Genomic DNA, 23502 nt, shown 5'->3' with positions numbered 1-23502 from the left:
GCGGCGCTCGTCAGCTGCGCCCCCTCCGGTCGCAGTTTCGGAGAACTTTTCCGTTCCCCCGCCCTCCGCAGGCTCCGGGCTCCTCCTCGGAAAAGTTCTCCTGCCAACCGCTCCCTGCGGGGACTCCGCTTCCTCCCACCGCTCTTGCTCTTCGTGTCAACCACCCCCCACCAGAAGGGAAAAAGAACGATGAGAACCAGAGCGCTGATGGTCGATACCGCGGGCACGATCATGTCCGTTGAGCTCGACGGAACGGACACCACGACAGTATGCCGGGACATCTACCGGCACCTGTCAGCCAGATGGTACGACGCCGTCCCGTTCATCGGCGGAGTGTCACTCTACGTCGATGATGAGGCGTCGATGCTCGTGAACGGTGAGCCTCGCAAGCCGATCAACGACACCATGTCGCTGATGCTTGCCCATGTCGGCCGCGCGAGCATCCTTCGCGGCCCGGGCCTGTTCATCGCCTCCGACGTGCGAGGAATGCCGCTCAGTCTGAGCGACGAGCAGGCCGCTCGCGTGACCTCCGCGTGGTCGGCAGCGAACCGCGCGTTCGCCCTCGACGGCGCGAAGATCACCGCACTGCTGTCCCACTAAGACGAGACGAAGGCCGGGACCCGTAGCACTGGAATTGCCACGGTTCCTGGCCGGTCTCACCAGACTACATCGATTGAAAGGAACCACTGTGACCACCACGATCACCACCCACACACCTGCCATCGCGCAGGTCGAGCACATCGACCCGACGCAGGTTGTGCTCGAAGAGAACATCCGCCAGCAAGCCGTTGTCCTTGATGACGAGTTCCTCGACTCCGTGCGCAGCAACGGCGTCGTCACGCCGGTCAGCGGTCGCCGCGCGGACGACGGAACCGTGTACATCCGGTACGGGCAGCGCCGCGTGCTCGCCGCCCGCGAGGTCGGCCTCACGACCATCCCGGTCTACATGAACGCGACCGATGCCACCGTCGCTGAGCGCGTCGTCGGCCAGCTCGTCGAGAACGAGCGACGCGCCGAGATGACCGAGACCGAACGAGTCGACGCCTACCGGGTGCTCGAACTCGAAGGCCTCAGCGTCGCGAAGATCGCCAAGGCCACCGGCACCCGCAAGGACCGGGTGCAGGCGTCGGTCACCGTCGCAGCATCGGAAGTCGCACGCGCTGCGCTCGACGAGGTGGTCAGCCTCGACATGGCGCTCGCACTCGTCGAGTTCGAAGATGACCCCGAGGCCTGCAGCACGATCCTCCAGTACAACGATGACGAGCTGCCGTGGGTCACGCAGAAGCTTCGCAACGAGCGCATCATCTCGGCTGCGTGGGAGCACACGGCCGAGGAACTCCGCGAGGCCGGATTCACCGTCATGGAGCGGAACGACTACGACTACACCAACCTCCACCAGCTCACCGACGCCCGCCCAGAGGAAGAGGACCGCCCCGGCCTTGACGCCGACCAGCACACCGGATGCCCCGGCAACGCGATCATCATCAGCGTCTCAGTCCGCGACGGTGAACCGAGCACCGACCAGCGTGCGGTGTGCATCCGTCCCGAACTGCACCACTCACGATGGGGCCACCGCAACGCCAAGGTCGACGTCTCGTCGCTGCCGGAGGAAGAACAGGAAGCCGCCCGGGAGCAGCGCCGTGCCGAGCGCCGCCGACTCATCGAGAACAACAAAAACTGGGACGCAGCCACCAAGGTGCGCATCGACTGGCTGGTCGAATTCCTGACCCGGAAACAGCTGCCCAAGGACGCGGGCGAGTTCCTCGCGATCACCCTCACCCGTCACGCCAGCGACGTGAACAACTACATCGGCGGGGCTCAGACTCTGCTCAACATCGAGGGGTACTCCGACTCCAAGCGGCTCGCCGCCCACGTCGAGAACGACCCGCGCACGGCCGGACACGTGAACCTCGCGATCGCCTTCGCAATCCGTGAGAACCGCACCAGCCGCGAGTCGTGGCGCACCCCGAACGAGACCGACAAGGCATACCTGCTGCAACTCGAAGCGTGGGGCTACCACCTCGCACCGGTCGAGCGCATCGCAGCCGGATACCCCGAGCCAGACACGGCAGAGGTCGCCTGACGACCCGGCCGGTCGGTCCGAGCAACTCCCCCGCTCGGACCGACCGGCTTCTCCCTCGTGCTGTGGGCCGCCCCTACCGGGGCGACCCGCGAGGGGGACGGAGCCCCCTCACCACTCCCCCAGCCCGCGCAAGCGCGGCCCAGACTTCCCGCCGAATCCGGCTCCGACACGGGGTGATTGACCACCTGTGGACAACCCAGCTACTTCCTTCGGGCTGGCCTGCCCACAGGTGGACAACCACGACCTGGTACCTGGGGTCGGCCGCGACGGCATGACCCGCCTCCACCGTGCACAGCTCCTTCCTCGCAGAGCTCGGTCGGACCTGCACACAGCGATGGACGGCCCATCACACCCCAGGGTGAGCCTTCGGCCGGCGCCGGCAAGCCAACGATCGACCGGCCGGAGGCCAGGCGGTTTCTCCTCGCGCCCAAGGGCGCGACGCACGCCAGGCGCGCGGGGGGCGGTGCCCTCGATCCGCCAAGGCGGAGTACTCCGGGTGGGTGTGGGAGTCAAGGGGCGTCGCTCACGCAGCCCACTGATGGTGAGGGAAGGAGCTCCGCTCCTCTGCACCAAGACCATGCAGGCAGGGCGTGGCTCAACCCCTTGACTCCCACACCCACCCGGAGGGCATTCCATTTATCGAATCGATGGCACCGCCCTCACCCACAGCACAGCAGGAATCTCTCGAAGGAGGAGCTCATGAACACCATGGAACAGATCACGGTCACGGTCTTCACGAAGCCGTCATGCGTGCAATGCAACGCGACGTATCGAGCACTCGACGCCAAGGGCATCGACTACATCGTCGTCGACCTCTCAACCGATGAGCAAGCCCTCGAGCAGGTGAAAGAGCTCGGCTACCTGCAGGCGCCGGTCGTCATTGCAGGAGACCAGCACTGGTCCGGATTCCGCCCCGACAAGATCGACGAACTCGCCACCGAACTCATCGGCCGCGCCGCCTGAACGAAGGGGAGCATGATGCTGACGATCGACCTCACGGCCCTCGACCCCGAGCAGGTCCACCTCTACGCCGTCGGCTACGCCGACGCGCTGGACGACTTCAAGGACCGCAACCGCCGCAACGCTGACGCCATCGCGGCCCTCGAAGCCGAGCTCGCCGACGCTCGGAAGGATGTCGACTACTGGTGCCGTATTGCGAACCCGACCGCCGTCTCGATCGGCCCGAGCCACGTCGAGCTAGAGCAGCAGCGCCGCGAACAGATGATCACCCGAGCACGGCCCAACATCATCCCTTGGGTCGACGTACCCACCCGGATCCCCGGTACCAGCGGTGCCGCATGATCGGCTAGAAGGAGACGCTCACGATGACTCACACACCCACCAAGACCACCTTCACCTACGAGGTCGCGCCGTTCGACTGCACGCAGACCCATGCCCTGACGGAGCATCCGATCACGGCGCGAGTGACCGAGATCCGCATCACGGTCGACCACCGCCGACAACACCTCAGCGCGACACTCAGAGGCCGCACCGTGTTCGCGGATGGCACTCTGTCCCGCCCCAGATACCGCACGGAACTACGGTTCTCCGATCGCGCGCTCCGCCCAGAAGAAGCCCTCGATTCCGCCCCACCGATCGTGCTCGAGCTCGCCGCTCAGAGCATCTCCATGTAGGGAAGCCACCACCATGACATTGAACGCTCAGACCACAATTACCTGGCTCATCTTGACGCTGATTCCGGCGTGCGCCCTGACCGCGACTCTCCTTCTCGCGCTCGTCGCGCTCGGGGCCGACGCTCTCGCCGGACACTGGAGTTGGCCACGCGTAGGACTCACCGCAGCACTGGTGGCCGGCCTCATCGCCATCCGCCGGATGCCCCGCCAACGAGCCACAACTCCGTAACGCTGACACACGAACGAAGGAGGGGGCAACCATTCCGGTCGCCCCCTCCTGCTGGTAGTGCTGTCCTAGAACTGCCGCATGAAGAGTTGGCCGACTCGAGTTCTTGGCGGCTGCGCCACCGGAACTCCATCGAGCACAAGGCCGTCGCCTCGCTTTGCAACGACATACCCGAGCGTCTCGTAGAAGGGAGCCGACGGGGCCGGCAGTTCCTCTGCGAAACCCCACAGGCCGGCCGCTCCCGAGCGGATGCAGCGCCCCTCCAGACGCCCAACGAGACGACGACCGACACCGTACCCACGATGCTCTTCGGTGACCGCGATGTGTGTGAACACACGCCACCGGGTCAACCACTCCACCGCGCGATCCCAGCCGAGAGCGGTCGCAAGCTGATCCAACCCGCCGATCCGAACCCATGCGGTTGCGACACCGACGAGCTGTCCATCGACCAATGCCACGACGGTCTCGGTCCCAGGAAGTGCGGGAACAATCGCCCGCTGGGCTGCCTCGTCCTCGACCGAAGGAATCGCCGCGATGGTCCCGTGATAGCGCCGGAGAAGGTCATTCGCCCCGACCCGGCCGTGAGAATCACGCCGGCTCAGAACTTCGATGCGAACCTTCGCAGGCGAATCCAGTTCAGCTGCCATTGTCCTCGAAGCCCTCCGCCTAGCCTGCCGGAGCCACAACGGCAGGCTTGACGAGCTGGTCACTCTCGACGAGGCCAGCGAGACGTCGGTACTCCTTCACGTCAAGCTCGAGCAACTGCTGGACGCGAGCCGGCGCCTCGCGAAGATCGAGGAGCCGGGCAATAGAAACTGCCATCTCCGCCTCCCGTTGCCGCACCTCCTCCAGCAAGTTGTCCCGTCCACCGCTCGCCACGAAGAACTCTTCCGCGACCTGGTCAACGAGCTGATCCCGCTCAATCCGCTCACGATCCAGTTCGAGGCGGCGAAGCCGCACCCGCTCGCGAGCACTCACCTTGTCACCCTGCACCTTTGCCATCTCAGCTACTCCGATCACACCATCCCCTCGTCAAGAACCACCCTACCCAGTAGCCCATTCTCAAACCATCAATCAACCGGACAAGGGAATGAAGCAGCAGCACCAGAGCCCGACCCACCAAGCCACACCACCAACGAGAACAACACACCTCTTGCACTAATAGTGTCCGGTGTTAAAGTGGCCATATGCGGAAGTCGGCTCAGAATCGCGAGGAAGCCTCGTGATGACTGTGCACCCGCTTCACGCGGGCGACGGATACACCTACCTGACCCGCCAGGTCGCGTCCGCTGACCACACCCGCACACGCGGCCAGGACCTGACCGACTACTACACCGTCGACGGAAACCCCCCGGGCATCTGGGTCGGGTCAGGGACCGAAATTCTTGATATCGACGGGCGCGTCGACGAGTCACAGATGCGAGCGTTGTTCGGCGAAGGACTCCACCCGAACGCTGACAAGCTGCAGGCGCAGCTCATGGCCGAAGGCGCGACCGCAGAAGATGCCCTCAAGGCAACACGACTCGGCCGGAGATTCATGAAGCCCGAGCAGATCGACGACGGATGGCGGGACTCGATCGCATCCGCCTACGACTCCTTCCGCAAGGACAACGATCGTGACCCCGAGGTCGGCGTCGAGCGTGATCTCATCCGCTGGAACGTCGCCAAGACACTCCTGCAGCAGCGCCTCGAACGCGAACCGAACGACGCGGAGGTATCGACCTTCCTCTCGGACAAGGGGAAGCAGCCGCGGCAACCCGTCGCAGGATTCGACCTCGTGTTCACTCCCGTCAAGAGCGTCTCAGTGCTCTGGGCGCTCAGCGACGAGCAGACGAGCCGACAGGTTCGCGAGGCACACGAGACGGCGTGGCGAGCAACGCTCGCCTGGCTCGAGTCCGAGGCAGCACTCACCCGCGTTGGCGCCGGTGGAGTCGCTCAGATCAACACGCGCGGATTCACCGCGGCCGCGTTCGATCACCACGACTCACGCACCGGCGACCCGAATCTGCACACCCACGTTGCTGTCTCGAACAAGGTGCAGGGCGTCGATGGGAAGTGGCGCTCCATCGACGGAAGAGTGCTGTTCCAGCTTGGCGTCGCCGCCTCTGAACGGTACAACTCTCGGATCGAACAGGAACTGCGCGAGCGACTCGGGATCTCCTTCGTGGAGGAACCACGCGGCCGCGGCAAGCTCCCCGTGCGCGAGATCGCCGGGGTCGATAAAGAACTCCGGTCCACGTTCTCATCCCGCCGTCACAGCATCGAGAACGCCTACGAACAACTCGTGGCGGACTACGTGACCAAGCACGGCCACTCCCCCGACCGCAGCACGCAACTGCGGCTGGCGCAGCAGGCCACGCTTGACACCAGGGACCAGAAGGCTGCCCCGAAGAAGCTGAGCGAGCAGCGCGAAGAGTGGAAGCAAACCGCATCTCAGATCCTCGGAGAGCAAGCTGTCGAGCAGCTCGCGGCAACCGTCACCCAGCCGCTCGAGCGCACCGTCGAACAGAAGGAGGCTGACCGTGCACTCGCAACCAAGTCTGTTGACGAACTCGCGGCCGACGTCGTCGACCAAGTCGGCCAGAACTACTCGACATGGCAGTTCGGCATCGTCCTCGCAGAGGCCGAACGCCTTGCCCGCCGTGTCGCCGACGTCCGAACTGTCGACGTCGACGAGCTCGCCGATCAGGTCACCAAGGCCGCGCTCGAAGCGTGCATTCGCGTAACCGCCCCCGAGCTCAACCCGGTTCCCGAGCAGCTGCGCCGTGAAGACCGCACAAGTGTCTACGTGCAGCACCGCGGCGACCGGTTCACGACACGCACCGTCCTTGACCGCGAGGACCGCCTCATCACGGCCGGCACCGAACGCGCCGGTCTCATCGTCGACGACCAGGTGTTCGCCGACACGCTCGAGCTGCTCCAGGCAAGCTCTCGCTATCCGCTCGACGAATCCCAGATCGAGCTCGCGCGCCGCTTCGCGCAGGACGGCACACGCATTACCGTCGGCATCGGCCCCGCCGGAACGGGCAAGACCACCAGCATGCGGCTGTTCGCTCGCGCGGTCGAGGCGACCGGGGGAAGAGTGCTCGCGCTCGCACCCTCGGCGGTCGCGTCGACCGTCCTCGCCGAAGAGATCGACGTCGAAGCAGACACCGCCCACAAGCTCATTCAGATCCACTCCACAGGTACCGAGGAGCAGCGACAGAGCGCCCGGTACCGGCTCGACGAACACACTGTGCTGCTCATCGATGAAGCAGGCATGGCAGATACGGCAACCCTCACCGCGGTCCTCGACCTTGCCGAACAGCACGGATGCTCGATCCGGCTGCTTGGCGACCCAGCCCAGCTCGCCGCGGTCGAGTCAGGTGGTGCGCTCCGCATGCTCGAGCGGCGCACCCCGGCCTCGTACCTCGACACCGTCCACCGCTTCGTCGACAAGGACGAGGCTGCCGCTACTCTCAAGCTCCGCGTAGGGAACCCCGCCGGCCTGGGCTTCTACCTCGAGCGCGATCGCGCACGAGGCGGCCTCCGGCAAACGATGCTCGAGGACATCTACGCGGCATGGACCGTAGACCGTGCTCGAACCCGAGGCGACGGCACACGGTTCCAGGCCATCATGATCGCCGGAACCAACGCCGAGGTTGCAGCGCTCAATCACCGGGCTCGCGCTGACCAGATCGCTGCTGGCGTCGTGGAAGCTGCCGGCGAGCTGCTCCTACACGACGGCAACAACGCGAGCGCCGGCGACACCATCGTCACCAGAGAGAATGACCGTCGACTCCGCGCAAACCAAGGGAAGGACTTTGTCGCGAACGCCGACATGTGGACGGTCCTTGAAACCACCGACGATGGTCGGATGAAGGTCAAGAGCCTCCGTCACGGCGGCGTCCTCACCCTCCCCGCCGAGTACGTCCGGGCCCACGTCGAGCTCGGGTACGCGGCCACGATCAACAGGTCTCAGGGAATGACCGTCGACGCTGCACACATCCTTGTCGACCCCGACCAGACCAGCCGTGAGCAGCTCTACGTGGCACTCACCCGAGGCCGCGAGGTGAACCGCCCCTACGTCGACCTCGAAGAGCTTGCGCACCTCGACGGGCATGTCGTCGACCAGGACGAGACCTCCATCCGTGCCGCCCTAACTCGAGTGCTCAACCGCACCGGCGCCGAGCTCTCGGCGAACGATGCCATCCAGCACGAACTCGACCACAGCGTCAGCCTGGCACGCCTCATCCCCGAGTACGAGGACGCCCACACCCGCCTTCTCACTCCCGAGGTCGCGGCCGCCGTCGCTGCCTCGCTTCACGAACACCTCCCACCGGAAGTCGTTGAGCAGCTCATCGAGGATCCGGCGTGGTCGAAGCTCGCAGTCCGCCTCGACGCACACCACGCCGCGGGGAAGGACCTGGGCGAGCTCTCTGCCAGCCTCTATCACCCCGACGACCTCGACCCCGAATCGGGCATCAAATCGCTCGCGAAGATCTACCACCACCGTCTCGGACCGGCAGAGCACACTGGCCACGAGCTGCCCGCGTGGGTCACCGCACCGCCGCCCGAGGCAGGCGAGAACCCCGAACTCCGAGTCTGGCTGAACCAGCATGCCGATCTGATCGCCGATCGCGTCGAGCACCTCGTCGATGACGTTGTCGAGACCCGCCCGGCATGGGCTCAGCGCCTCGGTGTTGACGGTCTCAACGAGGCCGGCCGACGTGACCTTGGCACCATCGTCGCCTACCGTGACCTCCACCACATCGCCGACCCGAACCGGCCTCTCGGCGAACGGCCCGAGCACGACACGGACGAGTCGACGATCGCCGCGGCCGCATATGCCCGCCTACGGCAGCACGCGCGAGCCACGGTCGTCGAACGACGGGAGCCGGCTCATGTTCAGGTCGTCGATCGCGGCCGCGACCTCGAGAGCCGGGCTCGCGACCTTGCCGAGCAGGCCGAGCAGAGCCAGACAGAGAACGACCCCGCCCAACGCCCCGAGGAGCGTGAGCGGGGCCAAGGCCCTTCGTGGTGACCGAGCGGCGTGTTCCTCAGTTCGCGTAGCTGCAGCGGTCAGACGGGCACACATCGACTCCGAAGAGGCGATAGAACTCTGCCGGGTCGATGTAGCCGGGCCGGGCGGTACTCTGCGGGATCGAAGCGATCTGCTGGTTAGTGGTGCCGGTCGTCGTAACCGCGAGGTGGAGGTGGCAACCCGTCGACTGGCCCTCGGTGCCGATCTCGCCGAGCTGCTGCCCCGGCCGAACGGTGTCACCCGCTCGAACCTTGTAGGTGGAGGCCGGCATGTGCATGTAGATCACGGTGTAGTGATCCGGGTGCTGGACGGAGAGATACCCGTTCGATGCACTCGTGACCTGGCCGCCGGCGGCGGCGAAGACGGGCTTGCCGCAGCTACCGCCGGGCATGTTGGCGAAGTCAATACCGGCGTGGAACGGGTTGGTGCCAACGCCGATGTCGCCGCGGTATCCGAACTTGTCGGTGATGCCATACGGGCCGTCGATCGGCAAACGAATCGGACCGTTGCTACCGGCGCCGCAGGAGGCACCCGAGAGCTCCCCCGCGGGAAGCCCTCCGAGCGCGGTCACGACCTGTTGTGCGGCGTCCCAGAACCGGCGGTAGTGGAAGGGGTCCGCGTTCCGCTGGACTTTGTGGGCGGCGAGTGTTGGCTCCATCTCCGCCCATCCCGATACCTGGACGAGGCGTTCGTAGAAGAGCTGCGCGCTCTTCTGCGGGTCGAGACGGTCCCCGCGGGACCCCCAGCTGTCCCGCTGCTGGAACAGTCCAAGGGAGTCCGGCCCGGCCTCATCGCCGTGCTCGAGCACCCGCAGGCTGGACTCACCCATCGCCGTCATGACCGCGATGGTCTGACCGCGCGCGTCGACGTCGAGCGCCTGACCCGATCGCATGATCAGTGCGGCGTTGAGGAGCTGCTCGCGGCCGTAGCCGGCGAGGCCATTGGGAAGGTTTGAAGGGTCGATTTCGACCGTCGAAACCCCCGCGCCCGGTACACAGCTCCGCCCGCCGCCGAAAATCGAGAGACCAAAGGCCACAAGGAGAGCGACGACGACACCGCCCACAAGCGCCTTCATTCGACACCCCCCGGCGGTACCGCCCGATCCACAAGCCACTTCTCGGCCGGGCGGAAGAGGATGACCCGATATGTGCCCGTGCTGGTCGCGACATCGAATCGTGCGTGCTGGATCGTGCTGCCCTCAACCAGGAGCGGGTCGCCGGAGATTTCGAACGGCGGGATCGTCGCTGGGTCGCTGTACGCGTACGCCTCCGCCGAGGACGGGGTGAGTAAACCCTGAATGCCCGCGAACCAGTCTTTCGCAGACAGGTCCGCACGACCGTAAGCGCGGAGGAACGTTGAGGCGGCTAACGCGGCGACGTCGATCGCGTCGTCCTTGAGGGGCGCCGCCGGGTCAGGCTCGACCTCGTGCTCACCGGCGGTTTCTCGCGGGGCTGACGGCTCGACCGAGGCAATAGGAGGGGCACTTGTCTCCCTGGCTGTTTGGTGCGGCGTCGGGCTGACCGAGGGCAGTACTTCGGACGGGGCAGGCGTCGTGGGATTTGCTGTGCAAGCAGTGAGCGCGACCGAGATGGCCACGACGGTAGCGACTGCCAGGCTGTTGTTTCGCATCACTGCTGCTTCTTCGATCGTGAACCGAGGTCCTGCTCGAGGAACGCTGTGAAGTCCTCAGGGTCGGTGTTTGTGAGCTCGGCCGGACGTGGACCCTGCCAGCTTGTTCCTTTGCGACTGTCGTCATCTTCGAAGAGACCGAGCTGGTTGATTCGATCGAGCGTGGGAAACAGGCAGCGCTCGTGCCAATCGACGAGCGCCGATGAAGGCTTGTGCGCCCCCCGGTGATAGGTGGCACGGTGGGAGACCATGAGGGCGGTCAGGAGCTCGACGGCGACGGGATGCCGATACCAACGGGCACTGAATGGGTACCTGGACCGCGAGAGGTTCCGCAGGTACCTGTGATCGAGCCATTCCACCCACCCGTGAAGCTCGGCCCAAAGCTTGGTCGCTGGCTCCTCATCGAGGAGGTTCCATGTCCATGGACCTCCCGGTGTCGTCTGCAGGTACGCGATGATCGCCTCGAGCGTGCCACCGTGCGACGCCACGGTCGCCGCGAGTTCCTCAAACGTCGACAGCTCGGGCTCACCATCGACCTCTGCTGCTCCTGCAGCATCCGCTTCGGCGTGCTGTGCCTCTTCGGGCGGGGGCATGTGTTCGGCCCAAGGGTCAAGGTCGTAGTCCGGCTCGTGGTTCTCCGGTTCGTTCCGATCAGTCATGCGCCATGCCCTTCGTAGTGCAATACCCAGGCGACGGAGGCCTCATAGTCGCTCTTCCGCTTGGTCTCCCAGTAGGCCGGCAGATAGGCGACTGCGACTGGCAGCTCGCGGTACATCAGAAGCGCTTGGCCCATCGGCAGTTCGCGAATCTCGTCCACAGGAAGCCGATCCTCCATCTGCGTAGCGGTCGTCGACGAGGCACCCTGCTGATGCGTCGTGGTGCTCGTCCGGTCAACTTCCCGCCGGCCCGCAAGCGCCGACAGCTCCCGAAGGTGCTCGACGTCGGTGGAGCCGCCGAGCTGGACCAAGAAGGAAGCCTGACCGATGATCGTGTTCGCCTGATTGCGCCCAAACTGCTGGATCAGCTGCGGCCGGTCCTGCGCCACTCCCATCGTGCGAATGCCGTGCCCTCGTCCGTCCGACATGACGGAAGGAAGGCACGGGATCGGGCATACGTTCGGGACCTCGTCGAGCGCGTTGGTGAGTCGGGGGTCGAGCCGCCCCGAGCGCAGCTTGGTTGCCCGCTCCAGCGCGGCGCGCTGAATCGTGTCGACGAGCGCAGTGATAACCGGAGCACCGAGCGCCGAGCCACCGGATGGCGTGAGCAGGTAGATCGTGTCCGAGCTGGCCAAGAACTCGTCGACACTGAAGCCGGCACCCGGGCCAGGGCAGACGGACTCAAGGATTCGCTCGATCGAGAACGGCTCGAGAACGGAGGCGAGGGTTTGCGCCATGTTGTCGATCGTCTGCTGAGCTTCGCCGCGAGTGTACTTGACCAGGTCGTCGTACCAGCCGGGCTTCGCATCCTGGTGTGAGTAGAGGATGTCGTACGGGGTGTTGTCGGTGAACCGCCGAGACCATGCGAGGACGTCACGCATGCTTCGCCCCTCAAGCGCGGCCGCGTGGAGATAGCACCGCAGAATCGTCGTCACACCAACACGGAAGAACTTCGAGTTGCTCGATTCACCGTCACCGGACGGCATTGCGGGGGCAACCACACCCTTCGCCCGCGCCAAGGCTTCCTCGTCAAGCTCACACCCAGCGACAAGGTCCCACTGGGCCCTCGTCGGCCCCTGTGGCCCCGGAAGCATGGCCGGCGCAAACTCAGGCCAGGTCATCACCCCCTGCGGATCGAACACCCAGATGCGACCGAACTCCGCGCGGAGCCGGGCGGTGAGACGAACAACATCCGGTTTCGTCGACGTCGCAACCACTGGACCGCGACCCGCCCGCGCGATCCAGCGCACGAGTGCGCGGACCGTCTTGCCCTGTCCCGAGGGAGCGAGCACCCAGGCAGTATCTTCGGCGGCTTCATGGATCGGACGGCCGTCGATCACCGCGAACGGCTCACTGTCGGCCAGGAGCTCGACCTTCGCGTTTCGAACCTCAAAGTTCTCGGCCGACGCGAGCCCCTTCCGTCCCGGTTTGGTCCGCCGCCGACTGATCAGCCATGCACCAGTTACCACCGCGGCGCCGAGAGCAACGGAGATCCCTGCCCAGACTGGAAGGAGCAGTTCCAGTGGGGCCACGGTGATGCCTTGGCGCTCAGCGATCGCCGGAAGTAGAGGGGTGAGCCCTACATAGAGGGAGCTCAGCGGGTTCAAGCCAGCACCGGGGCACGTGAGCGCTACAGCGCCCCAGTACCCGAGAGCCGCACACCCGCCCGCAGCCCACAGTTCCTTATCGCTACGGGAGCTCATCCGCGTCCCTCTCCCCTGGTGAGCGCGCTGTCGGTGGTCGTGAGCTTGACCTCGATCTCCGAGCGGACGTTGTCGACGAGGATCTCCGGTCGAGTCCCGATCTTGATGTACCGAGTGCCGGTCTCCAGCGTCATCAGCGCCCGGCCGGTTCCGGGACGGAGGCCGAAGATGCGCTCGCATGCCATCGCATCGTCTTCACGGGACTGTCTGAAGAGGTGGATGGTTTGCGCCTCGCGGAGGAAGGCGATCGCCGGGTCGTCCGATGGGAAATCGGACGGGTGGTGGAAGTCGACGCACATGGCGAGGCCGAGGCCGCGCTGCAGCTTCGAATTGGACCGAACCACCTTGCCGGTCGGGCCGCCAACGAGATGCCACCCCTCGGGGATATTCATCTGCGTGGGAAGGCGGTCTTCCCGCCGCAGCATGCCGATGAGCCAAGTCTGGACGAGCATCATCGCGATCGACACAGCCGGTCCATCGGGGAGCCGGTGGATGTCGAAGGTCGTGACCTTCTGGCCCAGCTGCACGTCTTCTGAGGTCTCGCCATCAAAGAGCCCAGGGAACTCCTCTGGGAGTCGTTCGAGCATGAATCGGACCGTCGCACCTGCGCTGTGCATCTGATCCCGAGCGGTTCCGCGGAGGAAACTGAATGCGTCGTCGTCGACGTTGCCGAGCTCTTTCAACACATCCTCGAGAACGGGGACCCTCCCGCGTCCTTCCGCGGCTCGGAGCGCGGCTTGGCGAGCAACGCGAAGGGCCTTGCCTTCGAACGGCGAAAGCGGGTGCCCGTCGTTGAGCAGCTCGGTCGTGGCGCGCAGGATCGAGTACTGGCCACCGACGTCCTCCTGCCCGCCAACGAGGATCGGATCCATGAGGTTGATGGTCGATCCTTCGGAACCAGGCCAGAGCTGGACCGGTTCGCTTCCCGCGGCACGAGTCATTGCCGCGAACTCGCCCTCACCGTTCTCCTCCTTCTTGTCGATGTTCACGATGCGTCGGCCCTTGAGGACCGCCAATCGTGCGAGGAAGTTCATCTTCATATCACTCGTCTTGCCCGAGCCGACATCGCCGCAAATCACGCTGTTGACGCTGTCTACGAGCCCCTTCTTGTAGGCGGTGAGCTCGTCGTGCGCGGCTGGAGTTCGCGAGAGCCGGTCCCGCCCTCGAAGAATCCCCTCGTGCCCGGTTGGAGCGGCGATGACGGCCGTGTTCAGGATCTCGGCCTGTCGTGTCGTGGAGGGCGAGCCGACCGGAGGGACGGGGTGTGTCCGAATCATCCGGTCTACCCGCCGGCGCGGCGGCTTCCACCCTCGTTCGGCCCAGAGCTCGTCGATCGTGGGCTCGTCGATCGTGGGCTCGGACAGCGTCTGGGTGAGGAGCTCCGCCTGAACGACGGGGGCGGGGAGCGTGCTGGTCATCAGAGTGCCTCCTTGCTCTTGCTGCCGGTGAGCATGGTCATGAACCGGTCGCCGAGGCCCTTTCGGCGGGGGGTGATTCCTCGGCCGAGTGGCCAGGCGTAGCAGTTCACAGTGGACGATTGAGCATCAACCCAGGTCAGCCTGTGGATGCCGGCGTTGCTTGCCGCGTCCTCCATGCTGCGCCGTGCACGCCGCAGATCCTTCCGAGTGCGGGCGGCGACCGTCACGTAGCCGACCCAATTGACGCCGTGGTGCGTGCGTCCGGGGCTCAGGTCGGCGCGGCGGCGGGCTGCCCCCTTCGCGGTCATGTCGGTGGTTTCGTCCTCGAGGCGCCCCTTCTGAGCGTCGGACTGCTTCTCGGAGAGGTCATCAGTGAGGTCCTCGCGCGCCAGGGCTCGAGCCTCAGCCTGAGGTACGAGCTCGAGGTGGAAGGAGATCGTCCGAACGATCTGCGTGCTCATTCCGGAAAGGACGGGCGTGAGCCACAGGCTGTCTCGTTCTGCTGGTTCGACGTCCGCACCTGCAAACCGCGCGGTCATTGTCTTCCAGCCCGTCACACCCCCATCGGGACCGTACGGCGCTCCGTAATACGTGGTGTACGACCTGCTGTCTTTGGAGGGAAGCCACCCCGCATCGGGGGTGATGTCGTTGACTCGATCGATCGCGAAGTCGGGGTTCTGCATGTGGCGGATCACGGCTGCGGTCTGTCGCGCGGTCAGCGGTCGCGCCCCTCGGAATCCAGCGCGCTGCAGTTCCGCCGCGAATGCCTGAATTTCGCCAGCCATCAGTTGGCGAAGCCCCTCAACTCCCTCACCGCGATCGGCGGCGTCTTCCCGAAGCTGAGGAGTCACAGGCCAGACCCCGACCGTGAAGTGGCGCTGTGAGAGCTGACCGGCGCTCAGTAGAGCAATGACCTGTGCGTACGACTCCTTGAGCAGGTGCGGCGCCTTGGGGTCGAGGTTGTCGAAGAGCCACTTCTCGTGGCGAACTGAATCGACCGGCAGCACGCGGGTGATGGGTTGCACCCGGCGTAGACGGGAGGAGGCCGGTGCATGAGCGGCGAGCACTCGCTCGTAGTTCGCTTGCATGTTGGCGAGGAACACATCGGGTTCGATTCCGGATACCTGTCCGTCGTGTGCGTAAGCCACTGAGAAGTACTCCTCCTCACCGTTCGGCGGCCGATGCCAGCCGATCCCGGGCTCGCCGAGACGCTGCTCAAGCCAACGGAATCCCTGGACCCCGTTGGGGGTGTCGCGCATCGCCCGGATGTCGTCCATGATGCGTCCGCGTTCCGACCGGCTCTTCGCCCGCTCGTACGTTCGCCAAAGGGTGTCCCATACCTGCTGGTTGAACGGCACGAACAGCCATGTGCCGTCCTTCTTGCTGAGCCGCCAACGGCGCTGCGAGATGCGACGCGACCACACAGTGTCGTTGTCCGTGTCGATCGTGACGACCCAACCGAGGACGAGGATCAGGACTCCAACCAGTGCGCCCGGGCCCTTGAGCAGGATGGAGAGCACCACGATGGCGCCGGCACCGACGAACAGCGCGACCTTCCTAGCTCGGGTCATCCGTCCGCCGAAGAACCCACGTGAAGACTGCTCGCCACCGATGACGGCGGGCCGAACGAACTGGCTCATACGTACTCCCCTTCCACGGCCTCGCCGGCGTACATCGCCTGGTCATCGAGGAAGTCCATCGCCCGGTTCGCGAGCTCTGCGCCCTTCGCCGCTCCGGCGACCGCGGCGGCCGCGAGGATCATCGGGACCCCGACAGGAGCACCCGCCCCCGTCGCGGTAGCTGCGGTGCCGGCGGCCGCGGTGCCGGCAGCTGCGGTGCCGGCAGCTCCTGCACCGGCACCTGCTGCACCAGCACCTGCTGCACCGGCACTGGCAGCTCCGGCGCCTGCCCCGGCGCCTGCGGTGGCAGCGCCGGTGCCTGTTCCGGCAGTGCCGCCAGACGATGCCGCCGTTCGTGCTGCTGCGGGCGAGCCCGCCTTGGGCCCGACCGTGTCAGGGGTGAGACCCGGCTCGGCCGACGGGGTGCCAGAGGGGCCGGAATTGGCTGTGTCGTGGGTGCGCGTGGGCTTGTCGCCCGGCGAGCCCGGCGTAGGGATATCTGGCCGGTTGAGCCCGCCACCGGAAGCCTGGCCCGCACCTTGGACGGGCACTGCCTTGTTGAAGACGGAGAGGAGCGTCATTGGGCCGAACACGGCCAAAAGGAGCACCATGAGCGTGATGACCACGCTCACGAAGAACTGGAGCGGTTGCTGCTGCTCTTCGCCTGGGGCTGTGGGCTGACTGAACTCGAGACCGAGCGCAGCCGCCAAGCCGAAAGCGACCGACAACATGAAGGTGAGCGTCGCCGGCGTGGTCATGATGATCAGCAGCACGAGCGTGAACATCTTCGTGACGCGCCTCGTCTTCGGGTTCGCGAGCCATGCCACGCCGATCGGGATGATCGCGACGAGCAAGTAGGTAATCGCGAGCTGCCCGATCAGCAGGAATCCGGCGCCGAGGAGCGCTGCGATCAAACCGAGGAAGATGATCGCCGACAGAAATGCTCCACCGAGGAGTCCGACCGCGTCCTCATCACTGATGCGGGCGGCGAATCCTTGAAGGAAGGTCGTCATCGTTTGTTTCAGACCCCACTCGGCGATCGCATCGGTGATGGTCCAGACAACCCCTGAGAAGACCATCGCGAGTGCAGGCCCGAAGGCCATGCCTGCGATGACGGCTGGCGTGTAGCCGGCGAGGCTTCGGATTGCGTCTTCGCCACTGGTCCCGCCGCGTCGCATGCTGATGATCGTGAACACCGACAGGATGGCGAGCACGGTCATGCTCAGGACCATTGAGCCCGCATAGAGCCGCACGAACCCTTCGATGGTGAAATCCGGCCGGAGAAGGTCGATCAGTCCGGGGAGGACTGTCGAAGCGAGGAACTCGACCGCCTGCTGCATCGAACCCACCGGGTCGGTCAGGACGTTCACGACGGACCCGATGCCATTCGCGACGTCTTGTCCGAGCTCGATGAGGCCCTGACCGGTGCAGGGGCTGATCGGAACGGGGCCAGGAATAACTGGGCAGTTCAAGAGCAACTCCATCCGAACGGCTCACCGATGGTGAGAAGGTCTTCGAGCGAGCGCCCCTGCTCCGACCCCACAACGACCCAGCCCCGCTCACTCGAGTGGCGCATGGTGATCTGCGGGATGAAGTAGGTCGGCTCGCCTTGGTCACCGAGAACGGGCTGTTCGTTGAGCCCGTTCTCGAGAGCGAATGAGATCACGACTGAGTCCGACGATGCTGATTCGATGTAATAGCGGCTGCCGTAGATCAGGAAGTCGCGAGTCTCAGATGCCCAGGGCTGTGACGCGGGCAGGCCCTCGTCAACAGCCTGGGTGAAGAGCTCGGAGCTGAGCACCGCACCGAGTGCGACCTCGTAATCGGCGTCGGGGTAGGCGGGACCGTGGCCGACGAATCGCAGGTAGGCGGTTGCAACCTCGGCCGCGGCTTCCACTGACTCATCGGCTTCCATCTGAAGCGTGACGAGAGATTCCGCTGTGACCGAGTTGCCGGCTGCGCATGCGTCGACGGCCGAGGCAACGGTGGTGGGACTGGGTGTAGCGCCGGCAGTTTCTGCAGGCTCCGGCTGCGGAGAATCGAGGTAGGCGGTGACCGCCCAAGCGGTCCCGGCCGCAACCAGAACACCGGCGACCGCCACTGTCATGGCGAGGAGAACCTTGCGCGGTTTCTTCGGCCGGGACCTGCTCATGCCGCGTTCACCGCATTCGCAACGCTGATGACGATCAGGAAGAGGGTGGGGATCACCGCGATCGCGATGGTGGCCGAGGCCGTCCACGCCACCTGCTTCTTGGCTTCATTTTTCTTCGCCGGGTTCGATTCCTTGCCCGCATGACGAAGATCCATCAGCGCCTTGATGGTGAGGACCGCCATGACGCCAAATCCGAGGGCCCAGACCGCGCCCAGCACGATCCCGAAAACGGTGACCCCCTTGGGGCCGAGGATCGACAGGTCCATGTCGACGCCGTCCCAGGGGTTCCACAGTTCGGTGCGAATGAGCGAGTTGAGAACGATGCCGTGCATTTTGGGTGTCCTTTCAGAGGTGTGCTTGAGATGTGCTGGTGACGCCGATGTGCTCACGGCTTGCTCTAGTGAGCACGTCGAGAATCGAATAGGTTCCCGACTGGTGGTGCTCGGTCGTCGACGTCGATAGCGGCACCCACCCCTTGTCCCGGGCCTCCTGCAGTCGATGCGAGCGCTCCTGCTCGAGGCGCTCCTTCTCGGCTCTCTCTTCGGCAGTTCGCGGGTGGGAAGGGATCGGCCCGGTCAAGACGGGGATGGAAGTCCCGTCGCTATCGCCAGATGCGGCCTGCTCAGGTGTGGATCGCATCTACGTGGTCGTCCTCTCGTCAAATGATGTGCTTCACCCCACTAGAGGGGGTATTGCGCGCAGCGCGTCTCTAGGGGGGTAAGACCACAACCGAAAGGACCTTCGATGACCGAGCGTCTGTGCCACGAGTGCCGGCAGCTGACCAGCGGACGCGATTGGTGCACGAACTGCGGCGCCCCGCTGGGTCTGGCGGAAGCGCCGAGCGTAGCCGTCCGTTCGCGATCAAACCCCTCGTCGCGCGAACGGAACGAGGCGGAGTCGGATACTCCGCGCCCGGGTGGGTCGGGAGTATCCCGGCCCACCCCATCCGACGACTCGATGCTGTTCCCCGGCGCGGCCGCCTTCCGTGCCTATCAAGAGCGGATGCCTAGCGAACTCACCCCCCATGTGGTGGCACCGATTGGGACCACCACAAGCGTTGCTGCGCTGATGAGTGCGCCTGAGTCCGTGGCAGGGCCGGAACTTGCAACTTGGGGAGCGCGTGGCCGATGGAATCGGATCAGCGGCGGAATGCTGAAGCTCACCCCGAGCGAGGAGGAAGCCGCGTACAACTCCATCGTTAGCGCGTTGCGTCACGCGACGCTTCCTCCGAACATGCGCATCCTGTTTGCCAATCCGAAGGGCGGGGCCGGGAAGACGACCGGGGCCCTGACACTCGCTTCGGCGATCGCGGCGGTGCGATCGATGCCCGTTGCGGCCGTCGAGGTTTCAGATTCAGCGGGAAGCCTCGCGCGGCGAGCTGAAGGCAGCCCGCGACGCGGGCTTGCCGAGCTCATCGCCATGTACCGAGAGGACATCAACGGCAGCGAAATCACTGGGCACCTGACCCCGCAGTCATCGGGTGCACACGTCCTTGGCTCACAAGGGCAGCGAGCGACCCTCACACGGCTGGATGTCAACAGGCTCCTCGAAATGATCGCGAAGCAGTACCAGGTGACGGTGCTCGACTCCGGGAACAACCTGTACTCGGGCGCGTTCACCAGCGCGCTCGCGCACGCAGATGCCGTCGTCATCCCAGTGTGCGCAAGAGCGGACTCGGTCCTGGCTGGCATCGACGTCCTCGACGAGCTCAGGCGCAGCGGTCGATCTGACCTCGCGGAAAATGCCGTCGTCGCGCACATCCACGATGGACAGTACGAAGACGAGCAGATGCTCGAGCGCCTACGTGTCGCACTCGAGCAAACCGGTAACCGTCTCGTCGACATTCCGTTCGATGCACACGCCGCAGCCGGTTCGGAACTCAGCTTCGGTCGGCTCTCCCCCGCGAACGTGCAGGCATGGACCGCAATTGCATCGCGGTTGCTCACAACTCCCGTACTCACGACCGCTTAGCCCCACAGAATGGAGAACTGATATGGCCGGCGAGACCATCATCACCGTGGTGGGCAACCTCACTGCAGATCCCGAACTGCGTTACACGCAGAACGGGCTGGCGGTTGCCAACTTCACCATCGCATCCACTCCTCGTACGTTCGACAAGCAGACGAACGAGTGGAAAGACGGTGAAGCGCTGTTCCTGCGCGCGAGCGTCTGGCGTGAATTCGCCGAGCACGTCGCAGGTTCACTCACCAAGGGTTCCCGGGTCATCGCTTCCGGGCGTCTCAAGCAACGTTCCTACGAGACCAAGGAAGGCGAGAAGCGCACCACCATGGAGCTCGAGATCGACGAGATCGGCCCGAGCCTGCGCTACGCCACCGCGACCGTGACGCGTGCTCCCTCCAACCGCGGTGCGGTCGGCGGTGGCTCCTTCGGGGGCGGCCAGCCCGACACCCAGCAGGGCGGCGGCGAGGTGTGGAACACGGCCGAGCCCCCCTCCGGTCCCCCCTACGCGGACGAAACCCCCTTCTGACCAATGAGGCGATGGCGACTGAGGAGTCGCCGCCGCCGCACTCTTTGGAGGTCCGACTCATGAGCACCTCATTGCCGACCCGGCCGCGACTAACCGTGTATAGCAAGCCCAACTGCGGCCCGTGCATGGCGACGTACCGTGCCCTTGACGCCAAGGGGATCCCATTTGAAGTGGTCGACCTCACGGCGACGCCGGCGGCAATTGCCTATGTCACGGAGGAACTCGGATATACGCAGAGTCCCGTCGTCGTGGACAACACCGACGAGCAGAACCACTGGTCGGGATTTCGACCCGACAGAATCGATGCCCTGCTTCAGGGCCTGGACTGACGCTCGGCGATGCGTTCGTCCGACGGACCTGCGGAGCGGAGGCGCTGGATTGCGAGCTCGAGACCACGCTTACTGAGCCCTGCAGCGGCCTGCACGGTCCGCCATGAGTGTCCGGCCCGCAGTGCGGCGGCGACGGCAGAGTCACGCTCCTCGAGGAGCGCAACTCGCTTTTGGTCGTGCTGGGTGAGCACCGTCGCTGCAGCCCTCAACCGCTCGAGGTCGTCATCCTCCACCACGTGGGCAACCCTACTCGGTAGGGTGCAGTGTCTGCGATGAGCGGTACTCTCAACCATGCCTTACTAGGTAGGGCCGAAACGGAGAATGCGATGTACGGCGTGCCACGCCTTCGGAGACGTCGGATTCCGCGGTGGTTGCGGATCCCGATCGGACTCGGCTTTCTGGCACTGGCATTGCTGCTCATCGTGGGTATCGCGACGTGGCGGCCGGCGACGCCGCCGGAGTCACTGACTGGGGCGCACTCGGAGGCCATCGTCGTCGAGGTAGTGGATGGCGACACCCTGAAGGTCGTCCCCGTCACAGTAGACCCGTCGAGTGCTGAGTCGCAGACGGTTCGCATCCTCGGGATCGACACTCCTGAGACAGTCGATCCCGAGGCTCCGGTCGAATGCTTCGGCCCCGAGGCCTCTAGCTTTCTCGGGGCTATGCTGCCTCCCCTCACCGAGGTGACCCTCGTAACCGACCCGCACCAACAGGACACCGACCAGTACGGTCGCATGCTGCGACACGTTGTCGTCGGTGGAGATCTCGTCGCGGAGCGGATCCTCGCCGGCGGCTACGGTGTGCGCTACGAGGCGGCGAGCACCGACCTCGACCAGCGATTCATCCAGGCGCAAGAAGCGGCCAAGGAGCAGCGAGCAGGTCTCTGGGGTTCGTGCTTCCCGTAGGCGCTATGCGACGCTGAGCAAGGTGCGCTGCATCCGGCTCTGGTAGAGACGGATCGCTCGTAGATGGGTGAGCGACCCGTGCGGGTCGTCGTCACGGGTCAGGTACCAGCCGAGAAGCGAGGTGGCAGCCATATCTGGGCGACCTCCCCACGTAATGTTTGCCAGCGCTGTGAGCGTTCGCCTGTCGTGGTGCGGCTGCTCCCACTGCAGCTGGTCGAGCAGAAGTCCCGATCGGGACGCATCGGCCGGAGGGTGCAGCGCGAACCACGCAACGAGACCAACCAGGTCGACGGCAACAGAACCACCTGTATACGGCGCGAGCGTTCCGGTGGTCCGCATCACCGCGGTGCGCAGGTGCTCGTTCTCGTCGGCCGACACGTGCTCGGGAGCGGGGTGAGGCTCGGCGGTTTCGACCGGTGCGAAGGTGAAGCGGCATTCATCACCAGAGGGCGAGGCGTAGGTAGCCTTCTCGGCGCCGAGCTCCTGCTTCACGAACTCACGGACGACCGTGCTCCCATAAGCGAAGGGGTCAGCTGCGGCGTCGAGTATCTGCCGACAGAGCATCGGGTGCTCGACGAGGCCCGCGACGATGACGGACGCTGCTTCGTCACGGTGGTAGTCGTACGCCCTCAACTGCCCAGCTTTCAGCACGGCAGGAACGAGCCGGCTTCGGATGATGTCGAGGAAGGCGGAGAACGACTCTTCGTCGCGGAGGAACGAGTCTCGATCCGTTGCAAGTGCCTCGAGGGCCTCCCGGAAGATCTCACGCTGGTTCATGGTGATTACTGCCCTTCCGTACTGGCGACGGTCCGCAGATCGTTGATCGTCCGCTCGACTGACATGAGCACGCCATTGAGTGCTGCCCGGCCGCCGGCGTCGAGATGCACGGCTTGGGCCAGCAGCCCTGCGGCGTTCAGCCGTTGGACGTGGAGCTCGAGGTCGGTCACCAAGGTCACGAGCTTGGTAACCACCGCTTGGGCTGAGACCACAGAGGCTAGGGCTGGTGCTGCTGAGGGAGCTGCGTACTCTTCGTTGAGCGCTCGTGCCTGCCGGTAGAGACCATCGACCTTCGCGCCTTCGTCAATATCGCGAATCCAACCGGCGATCGTTGAACGAGCTTCGACGGGAAGGGTCACGTCCTTGGCCCATCTGAGCATGAGGCGAACCTTCTCGAGCGTCTTGCGCGACAGAGGCAGGACATCGGCGACGACCTGGTCGCGGGAGCCGGCTGCGAGCATCCGCTCGCGAATAGCAGTCGGAAAGTTTCGGAGTGCTTCCTCCAGGGGCTCGACATCCGGCGTCGCCGTTGATTCCCGGCCACGCACCGCTGTTGCGCGCCGATGACCGTTCACCGACCGGAGCCACGCCTCGCGGGCGTCGAGTGCCGGGGCGAGCTGGTCGAGGAGCGTCGCAAGCTGCGAGGTGGTGAGCTCGGCGCCGATGGTCGCGCTCAGCAGCGAATCGCCTGCAACCAGACGCGATTCCTCGTGCGCGATCCGGAGGAGCTCATCGAGCTTTTCCACAGTCAGGGCGACTCGATCAGGATGTGTATCGATCAGTGCTACCGTCGACGTCACTACTCCCCCTTCGAGTGGCCACGATGCCCCGGCGGCCCAGTCTGAAGTGCTCTTTACCTG

General features: G+C 65.2%; 23 protein-coding genes. 10 read left to right on the top strand and 13 right to left on the bottom strand.

Annotation, left to right across the window (positions count from 1 at the left end):
* Positions 1-189 precede the first annotated feature (189 nt).
* From ASG80_RS09290 to ASG80_RS09270, 5 genes are all read left to right on the top strand, one after another.
* Complete coding sequence (locus ASG80_RS09290; RefSeq protein ID WP_156401748.1) at positions 190-600, top strand: hypothetical protein; 411 nt, start codon at positions 190-192, stop codon at positions 598-600.
* Positions 601-688: 88 nt separating this feature from the next.
* Positions 689-2083, top strand: coding sequence for a ParB N-terminal domain-containing protein (locus ASG80_RS09285; protein ID WP_056729900.1), 1395 nt, complete (start codon positions 689-691; stop codon positions 2081-2083).
* A gap of 717 nt (positions 2084-2800) precedes the next feature.
* Complete coding sequence (gene nrdH, locus ASG80_RS09280; RefSeq protein ID WP_056729923.1) at positions 2801-3046, top strand: glutaredoxin-like protein NrdH; 246 nt, start codon at positions 2801-2803, stop codon at positions 3044-3046.
* 12 nt (positions 3047-3058) lie between these two features.
* Positions 3059-3385 (top strand): hypothetical protein, encoded by a 327-nt coding sequence (locus ASG80_RS09275; RefSeq protein ID WP_056729899.1) that lies wholly within the window; start codon positions 3059-3061, stop codon positions 3383-3385.
* A gap of 23 nt (positions 3386-3408) precedes the next feature.
* Positions 3409-3717: a hypothetical protein gene (locus tag ASG80_RS09270; RefSeq protein ID WP_056729898.1), complete on the top strand. Its 309-nt coding sequence runs from the start codon at positions 3409-3411 to the stop codon at positions 3715-3717.
* 294 nt (positions 3718-4011) lie between these two features.
* Here ASG80_RS09270 and ASG80_RS22905 read toward each other — a convergent pair whose 3' ends face one another.
* Together ASG80_RS22905 and ASG80_RS09265 are read right to left on the bottom strand one after the other, a co-directional pair.
* Entirely contained in the window at positions 4012-4590 is a 579-nt protein-coding gene (locus tag ASG80_RS22905) for a GNAT family N-acetyltransferase (protein WP_082590044.1), read from the bottom strand.
* 19 nt (positions 4591-4609) lie between these two features.
* Positions 4610-4945: a hypothetical protein gene (locus ASG80_RS09265; protein WP_056729897.1), complete on the bottom strand. Its 336-nt coding sequence runs from the start codon at positions 4943-4945 to the stop codon at positions 4610-4612.
* Between the two features lie 223 nt (positions 4946-5168).
* On the opposite strand from ASG80_RS09265, the gene mobF reads away from it, so the two are divergent.
* Positions 5169-8966: a MobF family relaxase gene (gene mobF / locus ASG80_RS09260; protein ID WP_056729896.1), complete on the top strand. Its 3798-nt coding sequence runs from the start codon at positions 5169-5171 to the stop codon at positions 8964-8966.
* A 16-nt stretch (positions 8967-8982) separates the two neighbouring features.
* Here mobF and ASG80_RS09255 read toward each other — a convergent pair whose 3' ends face one another.
* The 9 genes from ASG80_RS09255 to ASG80_RS09215 form a co-directional block, all read right to left on the bottom strand.
* A complete protein-coding gene (locus tag ASG80_RS09255) occupies positions 8983-10041 on the bottom strand; it encodes a peptidoglycan DD-metalloendopeptidase family protein (protein ID WP_056729895.1) in 1059 nt (352 codons plus the stop codon).
* Entirely contained in the window at positions 10038-10595 is a 558-nt protein-coding gene (locus tag ASG80_RS09250; protein ID WP_056729894.1) for a hypothetical protein, read from the bottom strand. The genes ASG80_RS09255 and ASG80_RS09250 overlap by 4 nt, the downstream gene beginning before the upstream one ends.
* On the bottom strand, positions 10595-11254 hold the full coding sequence (locus ASG80_RS09245) for a hypothetical protein (RefSeq protein ID WP_056729893.1): 660 nt from the start codon (positions 11252-11254) through the stop codon (positions 10595-10597). Before ASG80_RS09245 ends, ASG80_RS09250 begins: the two co-directional genes overlap by 1 nt.
* Positions 11251-12783, bottom strand: coding sequence for a type IV secretory system conjugative DNA transfer family protein (locus ASG80_RS22900; RefSeq protein ID WP_162256615.1), 1533 nt, complete (start codon positions 12781-12783; stop codon positions 11251-11253). Before ASG80_RS22900 ends, ASG80_RS09245 begins: the two co-directional genes overlap by 4 nt.
* A gap of 167 nt (positions 12784-12950) precedes the next feature.
* On the bottom strand, positions 12951-13943 hold the full coding sequence (locus tag ASG80_RS23910; RefSeq protein WP_162256614.1) for a hypothetical protein: 993 nt from the start codon (positions 13941-13943) through the stop codon (positions 12951-12953).
* 428 nt (positions 13944-14371) lie between these two features.
* Complete coding sequence (locus tag ASG80_RS09230; protein ID WP_056729890.1) at positions 14372-16012, bottom strand: hypothetical protein; 1641 nt, start codon at positions 16010-16012, stop codon at positions 14372-14374.
* Positions 16009-17475 carry a hypothetical protein gene (locus ASG80_RS24785; RefSeq protein WP_235508254.1) on the bottom strand — a complete coding sequence of 489 codons (1467 nt, stop codon included), beginning with the start codon at positions 17473-17475 and terminating at the stop codon, positions 16009-16011. The genes ASG80_RS09230 and ASG80_RS24785 overlap by 4 nt, the downstream gene beginning before the upstream one ends.
* Positions 17460-18098 carry a hypothetical protein gene (locus ASG80_RS09220; RefSeq protein WP_156401744.1) on the bottom strand — a complete coding sequence of 213 codons (639 nt, stop codon included), beginning with the start codon at positions 18096-18098 and terminating at the stop codon, positions 17460-17462. The genes ASG80_RS24785 and ASG80_RS09220 overlap by 16 nt, the downstream gene beginning before the upstream one ends.
* Positions 18099-18139: 41 nt before the next feature.
* The gene (locus tag ASG80_RS09215; RefSeq protein WP_056729887.1) at positions 18140-18475 is read right to left on the bottom strand and encodes a hypothetical protein; all 336 of its coding nucleotides are present in this window, start codon (positions 18473-18475) and stop codon (positions 18140-18142) included.
* Between the two features lie 817 nt (positions 18476-19292).
* On the opposite strand from ASG80_RS09215, the gene ASG80_RS09210 reads away from it, so the two are divergent.
* The 4 genes from ASG80_RS09210 (at position 19293) to ASG80_RS09190 (ending at position 21865) form a co-directional block, all read left to right on the top strand.
* On the top strand, positions 19293-20114 hold the full coding sequence (locus ASG80_RS09210; RefSeq protein ID WP_056729886.1) for a ParA family protein: 822 nt from the start codon (positions 19293-19295) through the stop codon (positions 20112-20114).
* 22 nt (positions 20115-20136) lie between these two features.
* Positions 20137-20631: a single-stranded DNA-binding protein gene (locus tag ASG80_RS09205; protein WP_056729885.1), complete on the top strand. Its 495-nt coding sequence runs from the start codon at positions 20137-20139 to the stop codon at positions 20629-20631.
* A gap of 59 nt (positions 20632-20690) precedes the next feature.
* On the top strand, positions 20691-20960 hold the full coding sequence (locus ASG80_RS09200) for a glutaredoxin family protein (RefSeq protein ID WP_056729922.1): 270 nt from the start codon (positions 20691-20693) through the stop codon (positions 20958-20960).
* Positions 20961-21232: 272 nt separating this feature from the next.
* Complete coding sequence (locus ASG80_RS09190) at positions 21233-21865, top strand: thermonuclease family protein (protein ID WP_082590036.1); 633 nt, start codon at positions 21233-21235, stop codon at positions 21863-21865.
* Positions 21866-21868: 3 nt separating this feature from the next.
* Here ASG80_RS09190 and ASG80_RS09185 read toward each other — a convergent pair whose 3' ends face one another.
* Both ASG80_RS09185 and ASG80_RS09180 read right to left on the bottom strand, forming a co-directional pair.
* A complete protein-coding gene (locus tag ASG80_RS09185) occupies positions 21869-22642 on the bottom strand; it encodes a hypothetical protein (protein ID WP_056729882.1) in 774 nt (257 codons plus the stop codon).
* A 5-nt stretch (positions 22643-22647) separates the two neighbouring features.
* Positions 22648-23442 (bottom strand): hypothetical protein, encoded by a 795-nt coding sequence (locus ASG80_RS09180; RefSeq protein ID WP_156401742.1) that lies wholly within the window; start codon positions 23440-23442, stop codon positions 22648-22650.
* Positions 23443-23502: the final 60 nt, after the last annotated feature.

The sequence above is a fragment of the Agromyces sp. Soil535 genome, from assembly GCF_001428255.1.
Classification (GTDB): Bacteria; Actinomycetota; Actinomycetes; order Actinomycetales; family Microbacteriaceae; genus Agromyces.
This window is presented reverse-complemented; position numbering and strand designations above follow the sequence as displayed.

What these genes read in the sequence shown, in the direction of transcription:
- ASG80_RS09290 (WP_156401748.1), top strand. Translation starts at nt 190, where the DNA reads ATGAGAACCAGAGCGCTGATGGTCGATACCGCGGGCACGATCATGTCC.
- ASG80_RS09275 (WP_056729899.1), top strand. Translation starts at nt 3,059, where the DNA reads ATGATGCTGACGATCGACCTCACGGCCCTCGACCCCGAGCAGGTCCAC.
- ASG80_RS09270 (WP_056729898.1), top strand. Translation starts at nt 3,409, where the DNA reads ATGACTCACACACCCACCAAGACCACCTTCACCTACGAGGTCGCGCCG.
- ASG80_RS22905 (WP_082590044.1), bottom strand. Translation starts at nt 4,590, where the DNA reads ATGGCAGCTGAACTGGATTCGCCTGCGAAGGTTCGCATCGAAGTTCTG.
- ASG80_RS09265 (WP_056729897.1), bottom strand. Translation starts at nt 4,945, where the DNA reads ATGGCAAAGGTGCAGGGTGACAAGGTGAGTGCTCGCGAGCGGGTGCGG.
- mobF (WP_056729896.1), top strand. Translation starts at nt 5,169, where the DNA reads ATGACTGTGCACCCGCTTCACGCGGGCGACGGATACACCTACCTGACC.
- ASG80_RS09255 (WP_056729895.1), bottom strand. Translation starts at nt 10,041, where the DNA reads ATGAAGGCGCTTGTGGGCGGTGTCGTCGTCGCTCTCCTTGTGGCCTTT.
- ASG80_RS09250 (WP_056729894.1), bottom strand. Translation starts at nt 10,595, where the DNA reads ATGCGAAACAACAGCCTGGCAGTCGCTACCGTCGTGGCCATCTCGGTC.
- ASG80_RS09245 (WP_056729893.1), bottom strand. Translation starts at nt 11,254, where the DNA reads ATGACTGATCGGAACGAACCGGAGAACCACGAGCCGGACTACGACCTT.
- ASG80_RS09230 (WP_056729890.1), bottom strand. Translation starts at nt 16,012, where the DNA reads ATGAGCCAGTTCGTTCGGCCCGCCGTCATCGGTGGCGAGCAGTCTTCA.
- ASG80_RS24785 (WP_235508254.1), bottom strand. Translation starts at nt 17,475, where the DNA reads ATGGAGTTGCTCTTGAACTGCCCAGTTATTCCTGGCCCCGTTCCGATC.
- ASG80_RS09220 (WP_156401744.1), bottom strand. Translation starts at nt 18,098, where the DNA reads ATGACAGTGGCGGTCGCCGGTGTTCTGGTTGCGGCCGGGACCGCTTGG.
- ASG80_RS09215 (WP_056729887.1), bottom strand. Translation starts at nt 18,475, where the DNA reads ATGCACGGCATCGTTCTCAACTCGCTCATTCGCACCGAACTGTGGAAC.
- ASG80_RS09210 (WP_056729886.1), top strand. Translation starts at nt 19,293, where the DNA reads ATGCTGAAGCTCACCCCGAGCGAGGAGGAAGCCGCGTACAACTCCATC.
- ASG80_RS09205 (WP_056729885.1), top strand. Translation starts at nt 20,137, where the DNA reads ATGGCCGGCGAGACCATCATCACCGTGGTGGGCAACCTCACTGCAGAT.
- ASG80_RS09200 (WP_056729922.1), top strand. Translation starts at nt 20,691, where the DNA reads ATGAGCACCTCATTGCCGACCCGGCCGCGACTAACCGTGTATAGCAAG.
- ASG80_RS09190 (WP_082590036.1), top strand. Translation starts at nt 21,233, where the DNA reads ATGAGCGGTACTCTCAACCATGCCTTACTAGGTAGGGCCGAAACGGAG.
- ASG80_RS09185 (WP_056729882.1), bottom strand. Translation starts at nt 22,642, where the DNA reads ATGAACCAGCGTGAGATCTTCCGGGAGGCCCTCGAGGCACTTGCAACG.